At 71.6% G+C, this 13,850-nt stretch carries 12 protein-coding genes; 6 read left to right on the top strand and 6 right to left on the bottom strand.

Features of this window, described 5'->3' with window-relative positions:
* Positions 1-24: 24 nt before the first annotated feature.
* Positions 25-1,224 (bottom strand): bifunctional phosphopantothenoylcysteine decarboxylase/phosphopantothenate--cysteine ligase CoaBC, encoded by a 1,200-nt coding sequence (coaBC, locus tag CYL12_RS13780; protein WP_101848085.1) that lies wholly within the window; start codon positions 1,222-1,224, stop codon positions 25-27.
* 93 nt (positions 1,225-1,317) lie between these two features.
* Between coaBC and CYL12_RS13775 the strand changes: the two genes are divergently transcribed.
* A complete protein-coding gene (locus tag CYL12_RS13775; protein ID WP_101848084.1) occupies positions 1,318-2,016 on the top strand; it encodes an NRDE family protein in 699 nt (232 codons plus the stop codon).
* A 354-nt stretch (positions 2,017-2,370) separates the two neighbouring features.
* Here the strand turns inward: CYL12_RS13775 and CYL12_RS13770 are convergent, their stop codons facing one another.
* A complete protein-coding gene (locus tag CYL12_RS13770; RefSeq protein WP_101848083.1) occupies positions 2,371-3,336 on the bottom strand; it encodes a GlxA family transcriptional regulator in 966 nt (321 codons plus the stop codon).
* A gap of 86 nt (positions 3,337-3,422) precedes the next feature.
* Here CYL12_RS13770 and CYL12_RS17340 point away from each other — a divergent pair, with 86 nt between their 5' ends.
* Positions 3,423-3,584 (top strand): hypothetical protein, encoded by a 162-nt coding sequence (locus CYL12_RS17340; protein ID WP_199399134.1) that lies wholly within the window; start codon positions 3,423-3,425, stop codon positions 3,582-3,584.
* 38 nt (positions 3,585-3,622) lie between these two features.
* Positions 3,623-4,222, top strand: coding sequence for a hypothetical protein (locus tag CYL12_RS13765; RefSeq protein WP_101848082.1), 600 nt, complete (start codon positions 3,623-3,625; stop codon positions 4,220-4,222).
* Between the two features lie 4 nt (positions 4,223-4,226).
* Here the strand turns inward: CYL12_RS13765 and CYL12_RS13760 are convergent, their stop codons facing one another.
* Together CYL12_RS13760 and CYL12_RS13755 are read right to left on the bottom strand one after the other, a co-directional pair.
* Complete coding sequence (locus CYL12_RS13760; protein ID WP_101848823.1) at positions 4,227-5,453, bottom strand: glycosyltransferase; 1,227 nt, start codon at positions 5,451-5,453, stop codon at positions 4,227-4,229.
* A gap of 5 nt (positions 5,454-5,458) precedes the next feature.
* Positions 5,459-6,688, bottom strand: a complete 1,230-nt coding sequence (locus CYL12_RS13755; protein ID WP_101848822.1) for a glycosyltransferase — start codon at positions 6,686-6,688, stop codon at positions 5,459-5,461.
* Positions 6,689-6,809: 121 nt separating this feature from the next.
* On the opposite strand from CYL12_RS13755, the gene CYL12_RS13750 reads away from it, so the two are divergent.
* The gene (locus CYL12_RS13750) at positions 6,810-7,397 is read left to right on the top strand and encodes a hypothetical protein (RefSeq protein ID WP_101848081.1); all 588 of its coding nucleotides are present in this window, start codon (positions 6,810-6,812) and stop codon (positions 7,395-7,397) included.
* Between the two features lie 24 nt (positions 7,398-7,421).
* Positions 7,422-8,189 (top strand): hypothetical protein, encoded by a 768-nt coding sequence (locus CYL12_RS13745; RefSeq protein WP_158297195.1) that lies wholly within the window; start codon positions 7,422-7,424, stop codon positions 8,187-8,189.
* Positions 8,190-8,265: 76 nt separating this feature from the next.
* Here CYL12_RS13745 and CYL12_RS13740 read toward each other — a convergent pair whose 3' ends face one another.
* On the bottom strand, positions 8,266-11,259 hold the full coding sequence (locus CYL12_RS13740) for an alpha-mannosidase (RefSeq protein WP_101848079.1): 2,994 nt from the start codon (positions 11,257-11,259) through the stop codon (positions 8,266-8,268).
* 133 nt (positions 11,260-11,392) lie between these two features.
* Here CYL12_RS13740 and CYL12_RS13735 point away from each other — a divergent pair, with 133 nt between their 5' ends.
* A complete protein-coding gene (locus CYL12_RS13735; protein WP_101848078.1) occupies positions 11,393-12,418 on the top strand; it encodes a LacI family DNA-binding transcriptional regulator in 1,026 nt (341 codons plus the stop codon).
* Between the two features lie 80 nt (positions 12,419-12,498).
* Here CYL12_RS13735 and CYL12_RS13730 read toward each other — a convergent pair whose 3' ends face one another.
* Entirely contained in the window at positions 12,499-13,803 is a 1,305-nt protein-coding gene (locus CYL12_RS13730) for a glycoside hydrolase 5 family protein (RefSeq protein ID WP_101848077.1), read from the bottom strand.
* Positions 13,804-13,850 lie beyond the last annotated feature (47 nt).

Genomic DNA, 13,850 nt, shown 5'->3' with positions numbered 1-13,850 from the left:
TGCGCAGCGCGGCTCTACCATCCCTCACCTCTCGCGGGCGACCTCGTCCCAGACGGCCGCCGCCACCTCGCGCTTGCTCCCGGCCGCGGTCCGCGCCACGACCCCGCCGGGACCGAGGATGTGCACGGCGTTCTCGCCGCGCTCGAAACCCTGCTCCCAGCCGACCTCGTTCACCACGAGGAGGTCGACGCCCTTGCGCTCCTGCTTGCCACGCGCCCGGGCGAGCAGCTCGGTCTCATCCTCGGGCGTCTCCGCCGCGAACGCGACGATGAGCTGCCCCTCCCGTCGCTTCTCGACGAGCGCGGCGACGATGTCCTCGTTCTCGACGAGCTCGATCGTGCCGACCCCGCCGCGATCCTTGGTGAGCTTGCGCGCGGAGACCTCGACCGGACGGTAGTCGGCGACCGCGGCCGCCATCAGCACGATGTCGGCGGCGGGCGCCTCCTCCTTCATCGCCGTGGCCAGCTCGGCAGCCGTACCGACCCGGATGATCCGGACGTGCGGGTGGCGGGCCTCCGCGAGCACGTCCCCGGAGACGTTCGCGGCGACGAGCGCCACCTCCGCGCCACGCGCCGCCGCCTCCGCCGCGAGCGCGACCCCCTGGCGGCCGCTGCTCCGGTTGCCGAGGAAGCGCACCGGATCGATCGGCTCGCGCGTCCCGCCCGCGGAGACGACGACCCGCACGCCCGCGAGGTCGCCCGGCGTCAGCAGCGCCTGTGCCGCCGCGAAGATCTCCTCCGGTTCGACCATGCGACCAGGGCCGCTGTCGCCGCCGGCGAGCTCCCCGTCGGCCGGTCCGACCACGTGGACGCCGCGGTCCCGGAGCGTCGCGATGTTCGCCTGGGTGGCCGGGTTCCGCCACATCTCCGCGTGCATCGCCGGCGCGACGAGCACCGGCGCCTCGGTCGCGAGCAGCGTCGTACCGAGGAGGTCGTCGGCCAGGCCCGCGGTCATCTTCGCGAGGGAGTTCGCCGTCGCTGGGGCGATCACGACGAGGTCAGCCCCCTGCCCCAGGGCGACGTGCCGTACGCGGGCGACGTCGTCATGCACGCTCGTCGTCACCGGGTGCCGGCTCAGCGCCTCCCAGGTCGGCAGGCCCACGAAGCGCAGCGCGTCCTCGGTGGGCACCACGGTCACGTCATGACCGGCCTTCGTGAGCAGGCGCACGAGGTGCACCGTCTTGTACGCGGCGATGCCGCCCGTGACTCCGACGACGATGTTCACGCCTCGATTCTGCCCCAGGGTTCGGACGCCCGGGTCATCGCGTGCGGATCCGTCCCGGACCCCGACCGTCCCCGCCGACCTAGACTCGGAGGCGTGTGCACGGTGGTGATCGATGTCGAGGCCGCGGGTTCCGCGCGGCTGCTGGCCGTCCGCGACGAGGACCCGGCTCGGGAGTGGGATGCCCTGGGCGCGTGGTGGCCCGAGGAGTATCCGGGGGTGATCGGCATCCGCGACCGCCGCGCCGGTGGGGCCTGGCTCGCCGTGAACCCCGTGGAACGACGCCTCGCCGTGCTCCTCAACCGCGCCGACGTGCAGGACCTCTCCGCGAGCGCGGCCGTCTCCCGCGGCACCCTTCCGCTCGCCGCGGTCACCGGGCGCTCCCCGCAGGACGCCCCACCGATGCACGGCTTCAATCTGCTCGACGTCGGTCCGGAAGGCGCCCGGGTGCTGTCCTGGGACGGCGCCGAGCTCCGGGAGACTCCGGTCGAGCCCGGGACGCACATGATCGCCCATGACGACCTCGACGACGAGGAGACCCCGCGCATCGCCGCGTGGCTCCCGGAGTTCCGCGCTCTGGGGCCCGCCGCGGCGAGCGCCGACTGGGCGGCCGAGTGGACCGCGCTCCTCGGAGCCTCCGCGGCCCTGCCCCCGGAAGACGATCGCGCCATCATCCGCGACAACCGCCCGCACGGGTACCCGACGCAGTCCCTCCTCTACGCGGTCGCCACGGTCACGCCCGCCGGCGTCGACGTCCGCGACGTCACCCTCCCCTCCCCCGCCCACTGGCACTGAGCCCCTCTTCCCCTTTCGCACCCCGCGCCGCCCCCTCCCCCGCGGGATCACTACCGCACCCCCATCCCCGCTCGAGGGGACTTTCTGATCCGGCCCGTCCCGCCGCCTCCCGCGCAGGATCGAACCCGCACCCGGAAGACCATTTCGCGGGGCCATTCTGATCCCGCACCGATGCGGGCGGCGACCCCCGGCTCGACGAGATCCCCTGCGGAGCGTGTGGTGCGATGCCCGTCCGGCGCGGCGGGCCCAGAATGCCGCCGTCCGTCGCGGGACGGAGAGTGTCCAGGAGGCGAGGCGGCGCGGCGCGAAACTGATCCCCCAGGACCGGGACGGGACGGGCGGGACGGGACGGGGTCAGGCAGCGGGGACGGTGGCGCAGGAGAAGCGGGCGCGGTAAGCGGTGGGGGTCACACCGAGCACGCGGGCGAAGTTCTGTCGGAGCACAGCCGCGGAACCGAAGCCGCACTCCGTCGCGATGTGCTCCAGCGGGAGTTCCGTGCGCTCGAGGAGACGCTGCGCCTGGATGATCCGCTGCCGTCCCAGCCACGCGGCGGGAGTCGCCCCGTATTCGGCCTTGAATCGACGCGCGAAGGTGCGAGGTGACATGAGCGCCCGGGCGGCGAGCTGGTCGACGGTCAGCTCATCGCGGAGGTGCTCCACCGCCCAGTCCGCGACCGCCGCGAGGGAGTCCGTGGGGACGACCGGGATCGGTCGGTCGATGAACTGCGCCTGTCCCCCATCACGCTGCGGCGGCACCACCATGCGTCGGGCGATGCGGTTGGTGATCTCCGCCCCCAGCTCCTGCCGCAGCAGATGCAGGCAGGCGTCGATGCCCGCGGCGGTCCCGGCGCTCGTGATGATGCGACCGTCCTGCACGAACAGCACGTCCGGGTCGATGTCCACAGCCGGATACATCTCGGCCATCGTGTGCGCGTACATCCAGTGCGTCGTGGCACGCCGCCCGTCCAGCACACCGGCCGCGGCCAGGATGAACGAGCCGCTGCACACGCTCATCACCCAGGCGCCGCGAGCGACGGCGTCGCGAGCCGTTTGGATCAGGAGGGGGTCGATACTCCCCCACATCTCCCGCGGCACCGGGCAGAACACCACGAGGTCGGCTTCGGCGGCGAACGACAGGTCGTGCTCCACGTTGATCGAGAACCCGATCTTCGAGCGCACGACACCGGGACGCGGCGCGACGATGCGGAAGTCGAAGTTCGGCACCCCGTCGGCCGACCGGTCCAGACCGAACGCCTCACAGGCGACCCCGAACTCGAACGGCGCGAAGCCGTCCTGCACCACGCACGCGACGGTCTGCATTACTTCTCCCGAAATGGCAGTTTTCCTACGACACCTGCCTGATCTGCCGCTCGTGGCAGCATTCGGCCGCGCGTAGGTTTTCTGCCATGGTACTCCTCATCCTCCTCCTCGCCCTCATCATCTGGGCGGTCGCCGCCACCGTCGTCGAGCTGCATCGGGACGGCTACCGCCGCACCCCCACCGACTGGCGCCGCGTCGCCGGAAGCGACGCCCTTCACCGGGCCGACCCCGGACACGGTTACCGCTGACCCTCGCACCCCGTGCCCGGCGCGGCTACGCTCGGGGCATGAGCGACCCCCAGCAGCCCGCCCCGCCCTCCGGCGACGGCATCGGCGAACCGATCGCCGCACCGACGCCTCCGCCGCTCCCCGCGGAGCCCCAGTACCCGGGTGCCCAGGCTCCGGCACCCGGGGCGCCGTATACACCCGCCCCGGGCGGCGGTCACGTGTTCCCCACCGCCGCTCCGCAGGCCTTCCCCGCGGCGACCTCGCACCCGGCGTCGACCGCGCCCGGGTTCGCACCGGGATCCGGACCGACGGGCGGCGTTCCGCCGTACGGCACCCCGGCTCCGCGCGCCGCCGGCGACGGCCTCGGCCGCGCGGCGTTCATCGTCGCGCTGGTGACGCTGGCGATCGACGTCTTCCTGATCCTGGCGCGGCCGTTCGTCTACATGTCGGACCGGACCTACAGCATGATCGGCCTGATCGAGGGAGGGTCGGGCGTCCTCACGTTCCTCGGCTACGGGGCGGCGCTCGTGCTCGGCCTCATCGCGGCCCGGCGCCCGGGGTCGCGACTGCTCGCGGGGATCGCGGTCGGCATCTCCGGCGCCGGTGTGCTGACGATCGTGCTGAGTTGGCTCTCGTCGAACTTCTACGGGTTCCTGTGACCGCTCAGGGTCGGTCGAGCACCCGCTCATAGAGCTCGATCATGGCGGCCGTCCGCGACGACTGCCGGAAGGCGTCCGCCACGGCGGGCACCGGCTGGGGCGCGGTTCCGCTCGCGATGTCCGCGGCCGCCTGCCGCAGCGTCGCGGCCAGGGCGCGGATCCGCTGGACCTCGAGGTCTCGTCCGCGGGCGTGCGGGTCCGCCGTCGGCACCTCCCAGAGTCCGCCCTGCAACTCGGCGGCGATGTCGGGGTCGCTCACGACGGAGGGCGTGCCGAGGGTGGCCGCCTCGAACGGCGTCATCCCCTGGGTCTCGAAGCCGATGGACGTTTGCACGAGCGCATCCGCGGCGGTGATCCGCTCCAGGGTCTGCGCATAGGAGAGCCGCCCGGCGAAGCGCACGTCCGCGCGTCCCGCGACGATCCGTTCCGCCGCAGCGCGCTGTCCGCCGCCGCCGATCACCTCGAGCTCGGCGTCGACGCCGGAGGCGACCCAGGCCTGGAGGAACGGGAGCAGGCGCTTCTCCGGGCTCATCCTCCCGAGCCAGACGAAGCGGGGGCGGCCCGGCGTCCGCTCGGCGGGAGCCGCCTCGAGGGTCTGCGCGCGGGCGTCGTCGTCGATGCCGTTCCACACCACGTCGACCGTCCGCGCGACGCCGTTCTGCTCCAGGCGCCGCGCGAAGTGCCCGGAGGGCGCCGTGACGGCGGAGGCACCCGCAGCGAGCCCGCGGAGGTACGACCACCCATCGCTGCCGCCGACCGGCACGCCGACGCCGCGGAGGGCGCCGCGGCGCCACAGGTTGAGCACGGCGAGCACGGGGCGGTGCAGCGGCGTGACGGCGGCGAGTCCGACATCGACGCGGTTGTGCATCGTGTGCACGACAGGGATCCCGTGGCGGGCGGCGAAGCGGTGCCCGATGAAGGCGCCCCAGAAATCGGCCTGCACATGGACGAGATCGACGGGCGGACGGTGCGCCATCGCCCGGTCGAGGGCCCGGTCGGTCGCCCGCCCCGGCCAGGTCATCGCGTACTCGCGGTCGAGGGTGATCGGCAGCGACGGGAGGTCGACGTTCCCCTCCGACGGTGCGGCAGCATCCGGCCGTGCGTGCATTCGGGGCGCGACGACCGTCACGGTGTGCCCGGCGCGCTCCAGGAACGTCCGCTGCAGCCGCATCGACACCTGCGCTCCGCCGAGGGAGTCGAGGTGCTGATCGGCGAAGAAGACGACGTGCATCCGCGTCACTCGGGCAGCGGCTCGTCGCGGTACAGCGCCTCGAAGGTGTCGAGCGTGCGATTGATGTCGTGGATGGCCACACCGTCGAGGGACGCCTTCTGCATCCGCTCGTACTCGCCGGGGGAGGCGGTCAGCACAGCCGTGAGCTTCGCGGCGAGGTCGTCGACGTCTCCCGGCGTGAACAGGTGACCGTTCTCGCCGTCGTGCACGAGATGCGGCAGGGCGACGGCATCCGCGGCGACGATCGGCAGCGCCGATGCCATGGCCTCCATCGTCGCGATGGACTGCAGCTCGGCGATCGACGCGATGACGAAGAGGCTCGCATGGGACAACAGCGCCCGCAGCTCCTCGTCGGTGGTCCGGCCGTGGAAGGTGACGCGGTCGGACAGCCCGAGCTGCGCCGTCAGGCTCTCGAGCTGCTTGCGCTGGTCTCCGCCGCCGACGATGTCGAACGTCGTGTTGAGCGCCGGATCGAGCTTCGTCATCGCCTTGAGGATGACCTCGACCTGCTTCTCCGCCGTCAACCGGCCCACGAACACGAGCCGGTTCTCCTCGCGTGGGGCGATGACCGGGGTGTACTGGGAGCGGTCGATGCCGCAGCTCACGGGGATGACGCCGCGCACCTCGACCGTCTTCTCCAGGAAGTCGGCGGCCCGACGCGTGGGCGTCGTGATGGCGCGCGTCAGGTCGAAGGTGCGCTTCGCGTCGGCCCAGGCGAGCTTGAGCACGATGTCGTCGACGAACTTCGGCATGGTCGTGTGGTCGAGGATGTTCTCGGCCATGACGTGGTTGGTCGCGATGACCGGGATACCGCGCTGCTTCGCGATGCGCGCGAGTCCGCGTCCGATCACGATGTGCGACTGGATGTGCACGACGTCGGGCTGCACGGCGTCGAGCACCTTTCGCGCGTAGTGCTTGGAGCGCCACGGCCACACGAAGCGCAGCCAGTCGTGCGGAGCCCAGCGCACGGAGGGCAGGCGGTGGAGCGTCATCGGCTCCCCCTCGATCACCTCGGTGCGGGGCGCAGTGCGACGGTAGGCCTGGTTGGGGGCGACGACGTGCACCTCGTGCCCGCGCTGCACGAGTCCGGCGGCGAGGCGCTCGGCGAAGCGGGCGGCGCCGTTGATGTCGGGCGCGAACGTGTCACAGCCGAGGAGGATCTTCAGGGGACGGGGCTGTGCGGCGGTGGCGTCGCGCGACGCATCGATCGGATCGTCGGAGGAGGTCACAGAGATGCCTAACGGGGTGGCGGCCAAGGAGAAGCCCTGGTCGGGCGGTGGCAACTCTACCCGAGGGCCCTGTCCTCGACGCCGAGCCATACCGGCATCCTTCAGCCTCGGCCGCTACCGTGAAGCCATGCGACTGCACGCCGACGCCGACCCCCAGCTGTGGATCCCCGTGACGGACTCGCTCGGGTGGAAGGGACGCCGGCATCGCAAGGCCGCGATCCGGATGCTGCTCGGCCAGGTGAACGCCGCGGTCGGCGCAACGGAGCGCCCCGGTTCGCGGTTCGGAGCCTGGGCGATGAGCCAGGCCGCGCCGATGCTCATGAAGAAGGCCGACGGCCGGGTCCTCGCGTGGACGTGGAAGGCGGAGCCCGACCTCGTCGTGGCGATGGCGACGGTGCACGCGCTGACCCCGGACATCCGGATCGCCCGTGCGTCGATGCCGATGGAGTACGACGACACGACCTCGTTCCCCACCCGGCTCGGCGTGGGCGAGAAGCTCGTGGTCCCGACCCCGCCCTCCCCCTCGGCGCCGCCTTTCGCGACCTACACCTGGGACACCGGTACGCACCTGGTGACCCTGACGGCGGTCTGCAGCGACCGCGAACGCTTCGGCACGCTCATCAGCGCACTCGACGAACTGGCCCGCAGCCTCCGCATCGCCGACGACCTCACCGGCGGCGAGTCGCCCGACGTCCTCCGCCTCCCGCCCGCCTGACAGCGGATGCGGATTCGGATGCCGATGAACACTGTCGCACGGTCGCCGCACATCGTCGACGGCTCACGATCGGTCCACCCGAACGGCCGCTTCCCGTCTGCGGCGCTCGTGCTCGTCGGCGTCCTTCCTCTGCTGCCCCTGCTGCCGGCGATCGTGGATACCCGTCCAGGATTCCGCCTCATCCTGATCTCACTCGTTCTCTATACCGCGGTGCTCGCGGTGGCACTCTGGTCCTGGGTGCGGTCCTTGCGCGAACGCCTCATCCGGGTCTCCGCACGGGGCCCGCTGCGGTTCACGCCGTCTCCGGGGGTCCGCATCTCCTCGTGGCTCGTTCCCGTCACGGGCCTGCTCCCCGCAGCGGCGACCTTCCTCGTCCAGAGCCTGGCCCTTCCGACGATGGGCGGCCGTCTGCTCGAATGGGGCCCGTACGTGCTCGCCGTCGTCTCGCTCGTCGGCCTCGGTCGGGAAATCCTCGCGCAAGGCCAGCCGCTGGGTCTCGTGCTCGACGAGAGGGGCCTGCACGGGGTCCGCAGATCCGCGCGGGTCGATGCCACCTGGGAGGAGATCGGCACCACCGCCCCTGTCGGCCCACACGGGCCGAAGCTGGCGATCTCGATCGCCGGACGCGCCCCCGTGATCCTCGATGCGCATCACCTGGGGTCTGACCCGGCAGCCGTGGCCTCCGCCGTCTCCTTCTTCCGCGACGCCCCCGATCAGCGGCCTGCGCTGGTCGACGGCGTCGCGGCGATGCGCACCGTCGAGAGCACGCTCCGGTCCCGCCCGGCCGGATGAGAAACGCGCCTCCCGAAGGGCGGGGAGGCGCGTTTCTGATCCGGCATGTGGCGCCAGGCGCGAGGAGACCGGGGGCTCAGCGTGCGATGCGGAGGGTGCGGACCTCGAAGGGGCGGAGGTGGAGCCCGCCCCCGAGACGGGGCGTCTCGATCTCGTCCTCGATCAGGCTCACCTCGCGCACCTCACGGTGGTCGAAGCCGACCGACAGCTCGCCGACCGCACGGCGTCCGAGCGCCTCGTAGACACGCACGATGACGTCGCCGGAGCCGTCGTCGGCGAGCTTCACGGCCGAGACGACGATCCCCTCGCCCGACACCTCCACCAGCGGCTCGACCTCGCGCGCCCCGCGGATCACCGTGGGCAGGCTGTTGAGGCGGATACCCTCGGCCGTGGCGATCGCGGCATCGGCGCCGATCACGAAGCCGACCTCGATCTCGTGGAGCCCGTGGTCGGTGTCCGGGTCGGGGAACCGCGGCGCCCGCAGCAGGGAGAGTCGCACGGTCGTGGTGACCCCGTCCTCGCCGACCTCACGGGTCGTGTCGTACCCGTAGATCGAGTCGTTCACGAGGGCCGCACCGAAGTCCTGCTCGCGCACGAGCACGAAGCGGTGCATCGAGGTCTCGAACTTCGCCGCCTCCCAGCTCGTGTTCGTGTGGGTGACGCGTGCCTGGTAGCCGAACTGCGTCTCGGCTTCGGTGTGCGACGCCTGGATGTCGAGCGGGAACGCGAGCTTGAGCAGCTTCTCGGTCTCGTGCCAGTCGACCTCGTTGCGCAGCAGCACCGTGCGCGACCGCGGCGCGAGCACGATCGTCTGCGTGATGGTCGACTCCGAAAAGGGACGCACGACGACGATCTGCGCGACACCGTCCACGAGCGATGCCTCGATCGACGAGACGGCGGTGAGGTCATCGACGCTGTTGCGGTAGTACCGGTCGATGTCCCACGCGTCCCACATGTTCGGGAAGTCCTGGTGCAGCTGGAACAGGTTCGCGGCCGTGCCTGCGGCGACGGCGTCGCGGCCGGCGGCCTTGTCGACGGCGGAGACGATCAGGCCCTCGCCCGAGACGAGCACGGACACGAGTTCGTTCTCCAGGCGCCAGCCGCCGTCTTCTTCCTTCAGCGACACCGGAGTCGCGGTGGACTCGGCGACGAACGCCGCCCCGAGCGCGCGTCCCCGTCCGACCGAGGTCGGCTCGAACCGCAGCTCGCGGTCGCCCTCACCGGCGAGTGAACGGCGCGCCGCGTCGGCGATGTCGCGGGCATCCGACAGCACGTCGGACAGCACGGCGACGGCCTCACGGTGCACCCACGCGATCGAGGTTCCGGGCAGGATGTCGTGGAACTCGTGCAGCAGCACGGCCTGCCAGAGCCGGTCGAGCTCGGCCTGCGGGTAGGCGGCGCCGGTGCGCACGGCGTCGGTCGCGGCCCACAGCTCGGCCTCCACCAGCGCGTGCTCGGCCCAGCGGTGCAGGGCCTTGGTGGCGTGCTGGCTCGTGAGCGTGCCGCGGTGCAGTTCGAGGTAGAGCTCACCGACCCACACGGCCGGGTTCGGCAGCTCGGCCTTGGCGGCGTCGAAGAACACGTCGGGGTGCTCCCACACCACCTGCGCGCTGCCCTCGAGGTCGCGCAGCCGCTCGGCCTTGCCCGTCATCTCGCGCGTCGTGCCGCCGCCGCCGTCCCCCCAGCCGACCGGGGCGATCGACCGCGAGCTGAGGCGGTTCTCCTTGAACTGCCGCGAGGCCTTCGCGACCTCCATGCCGCTGAGCTGCGAGTTGTAGGTGTCCATCGACGGGAAGTGCGTGAACACCTGCGAGCCGTCGATGCCCTCCCAGAGGAAGGAGTGATGCGGGAAGACGTTCTGCTGGTTCCACGAGATCTTCTGCGTGAAGAACCACTCGAACCCGGCCCGGCGCATGAGCTGCGGGAGGGCCGGCGAGTAGCCGAAGCTGTCCGGCAGCCACACACCCTTCGACCGGATGCCGAACTCCTTCTCGAAGAACCGCTGTCCGTGCGAGAACTGCCGCACGAGCGACTCTCCCGTCGGCATCACGGTGTCGGACTCCACCCACATGCCGCCGAGGGGGAGGAAGCGTCCGGCGGCGACGGCGGCCTTGACCCGCTCCCACACCTCGGGGCGGTGCTCCTTGATCCAGGCGTACTGCTGCGCGCTCGACATGCCGTACTGGAAGTCGGGCTGCTCCTCGATGAGCGTGGTCATGGACGAGGTGGTGCGCGCGACCTTGCGGATCGTCTCGCGCACCGGCCACAGCCAGGCGGAGTCGATATGCGCGTGGCCGACGGCCGAGATCCGGTGCGCACTCGCTTCGGCCGGAGCGGCGAGCACGTCCGCGAGCCGGGCCCGCGCGTCGCCGGCGGTCTCCACGATGTGCTGCAGGTCGAGCACGTCGAGCGCGTCATCCAGGGCCTGCAGGATGCGCATGCGGCGCGGCGACGTGGCGGGGAGCTCCGCCTGCAGCTCGAACAGCACCTCGAGGTCGAGGGAGAGATCGAACACCTCGGGCTCGAACACCGCGAGGTCGAGGCGCCGCAGCCGGTACAGCGGCTCCTTCGAGGAGGTGAGGATGTCGCCCTCCTGGGTCGGCAGGAAGGGATGGTAGTCGAGGAGGACGGGGTTGGACGCACCCTCCAGGTAGAGCTCGACGGGCTCGTCACCCGCGGCGGTCTCGACGATCGGCACCCACTGGTTGCGCGGATTGATGCTCTTGATCGGCGTGCCGTCGGGGCGGTAGGCGAGGGCCTCGCACTGGAAGCCCGTCATGTTCACGTCGAAGCCCAGGTCGATCAGCGCCTCGACCCGGCGGCCGGCCCATTCCGCGGGCACCCGACCGGTGAGCTTGAACCACGTGGTTCCCCAGGCCGGGCCCCACAGCTCGCCGACCGCAGCCGGGGCGAACGAGAGCGCCAGCCCCTCCGCCGGGGCGATGGGCTCTCCGGGGAGCTGGTGCGCCTCGATCGTGAGGGGAACCGCGGCCGAGTGGATGGCCGGGCGGATGCGCTCTTCGAGGACCCGCTTGACGCGGCCGACGGTGAGCGAGGTGTCGTCATGCATGGTGGGGTTCTCCGGGCTCGACGGTGAGGGACTGGGTTCGATGCGCGTGTTACTAAAACGATCTAGCACGGGAGTCTACGGCACGTTCTCCCCTGCTTTCGAGAGGCTAAACCGATCAAGTAGGGTGATGCCTATGACCCCGGGGAAGCGCGTGACCATCGCGGATATCGCGCGCATGGCCGGCGTCTCCCCCGGTGCCGTCTCGTTCGCCCTCAACGGTCGTCCCGGTGTGAGCGAGGAGACGCGGCAACGCATCCTCTCGATCATCGAGGAGCACCAGTGGCAGCCGAGCTCCGCCGCGCGCGCCCTCGTCGGCGCCCGGGCCAACGCCGTCGGATTCGCCCTCGCCCGGCCGGCGCGCTCCCTCGGCTCCGAGGCCTTCTTCACCGATCTCATCGCCGGCATCGAGTCCCGGCTCTCCGAGAGCAAGGTCGGGCTGCAGCTCCGCCTCGTCGCCGACATCGACGAAGAGATGGAGGTGCACCGGCAGTGGCGGTCGTCGAATCAGGTCGACGGCATCATCCTCATCGACCCGCGCGACGACGACCCTCGCGGCGCGCGCATCACCGCGCTGGACGCCCGCGCCGTGATGATCGGCTCGAAGCCGTCGCCGGACGGCGCCGTGCCGAGTGTGTGGATCGGCGACGACACCGTCGCGGAGACCCTCTTCTCCTATCTGGCTGCCCTCGGGCACACGCGCATCGCGTACGTCGCGGGCCCGGCCGAGCTGGAGCACACCCGCCTGCGTGCCGAGGTGCTGGAGCGGATGGCGGCGGACGGCATCGCCGGCGAGGTCATCACGACCGACTTCTCCCCCACCCGCGCCTCCGCCGTCACACGCGCGCAGCTCTCCGGCCGGCAGCGCCCGACCGCGATCGTCTACGACAACGACGTGATGGCCGTCGCCGGGCTCCGGGTCGCGCAGGAGATGGGCCGGGCGGTTCCGCGTGACGTCTCGCTCGCGTCGTTCGACGACTCCGTCATCGCGGGTCTCATCAACCCGTCGATCACCGCCATGACCCGCGACACGTTCGAACTCGGCGAGCAGGCCGCCACGCTGTTGTTGCAGCAGATCGAGGCCGGGACCACGCTGCCGAGCGTCGAGGGCCCGACCCCGGTGCTCACCGCCCGCGAGAGCACGGCACCACCACCCCGCTGAGACCCCGCCTCCCCGCCCACACCCCGGGCTCTCGACGCGCGCACCCCGGGGTCTCGACGACAACCCGGGGTCTCGGCGACTCAGACGACGGTGTTGACGGAGGCGTAGCGGGTGACGTCGGACGCGGACGCGGCGGGGTGGATGAGACGGTGGATGCCGCGCGACTCCAGAGCCGCGGGGTCCTGCGCGGCGCGGGAGGTCACCAGCGCGGGGTCCTCGCCCGCGGCGCAGGCGTCGACCCAGGCCTGGAAGACCGCACCGCCGGGGCTCAGCGCCGCCCGGCTCACCGGCACCTCCTGCTCGTCGACGTCGACGACGATCGCCGTCGGACGGGCTGGAGCCGCGGTACGGGTGCGCAGCTCGGGGATGAGCTCCGCAAACCGGCGGCCGAGGGGCTTCGCCGCGCCCGCCTGATCGATGAGCCCCAGGGAGTACTCGAGCTCCGGGAAGTCGGCGAGCTCCCTGCTCACGTCGTGCGAGCACCACCAGGTCACACCCCAGAGGTTCTCGGTGCGGAGGGCCGAGCGCACGGTGGCCTCGAGGAAGCCGGGCATCTCGCTCTCGTCGAGGCAGTTCGAGGGGGCGCCGACCTCCTGCAGCCAGATCGGACGGGCGGGGTCGGTCGCGAAGGCGCGGGACAGCTCGATGAGGTACTCCGCATGACGGTCGGCCGCGATCGAGCGGCCGCCGTAGCGCTGGGCGGTGCCGTTGAAGATCCAGGAATGGATGGTCGTCATCGCGCCGAGCCGGGAGGCATGCGCGGGCGTGAACCCGTGGTCGTCCATGTACCAGACCGCGTCGTACTCGCTGTGCACGTGCGGCAGCCCCGGGGCGCCCCGTTCCGCCGCGGCGAGCAGCGCCTCGATCCAGCCGCCCGCCTCGTCGGTCGTGACGGGCCACGGCGAGGGGTGGGTGTGCGCGGAAAACTGGTTCGTCTCGTTGCCGAGCGTGAGCCCGAGGAAGTTCGGCGCGTCCCGCAGCGCGCCGGCCAGCCGCTCCACGAGCTGCGCCTGGCCGTCCAGGGCGCTCGGATCGGTGAACATGTTCCGGTCGTGCCAGGTGTACAGCCAGGACGGGACGAAGTCGAAGCTCGACAGATGCCCCTGGATGACATCGACGCTCGCGTCCAGCCCGAACTCGGCGGCGATGTCGACCATGATGCGCACGTCGTCGACCGCCTGGGAGCGGATGAGGGTGCGGTTCGGCTGCAGGACGGTCCAGAGCGGGAACACGCGCACGTGGTCGAGGCCGAGCGCGGCGAGGGCCGCGAAGTCGCGACGCACGTCGTCCGGCGTGAAGTCGAGCCAGGAGTGCATCCAGTCCTTCGACGGCGTGTAGTTCGCCCCGAAGCGGAGAGGGGCGTCGAGAGCGCCGCGCTGCGTCATGTGTGCACCTTTCGGACCGCGCCCTCCCACGAGGACATGTCGCACCA

Origin of the sequence: Zhihengliuella sp. ISTPL4, from assembly GCF_002848265.1 — a bacterium.
In the GTDB taxonomy this organism is placed as follows: Bacteria; Actinomycetota; Actinomycetes; order Actinomycetales; family Microbacteriaceae; genus Microbacterium.
This window is presented reverse-complemented; position numbering and strand designations above follow the sequence as displayed.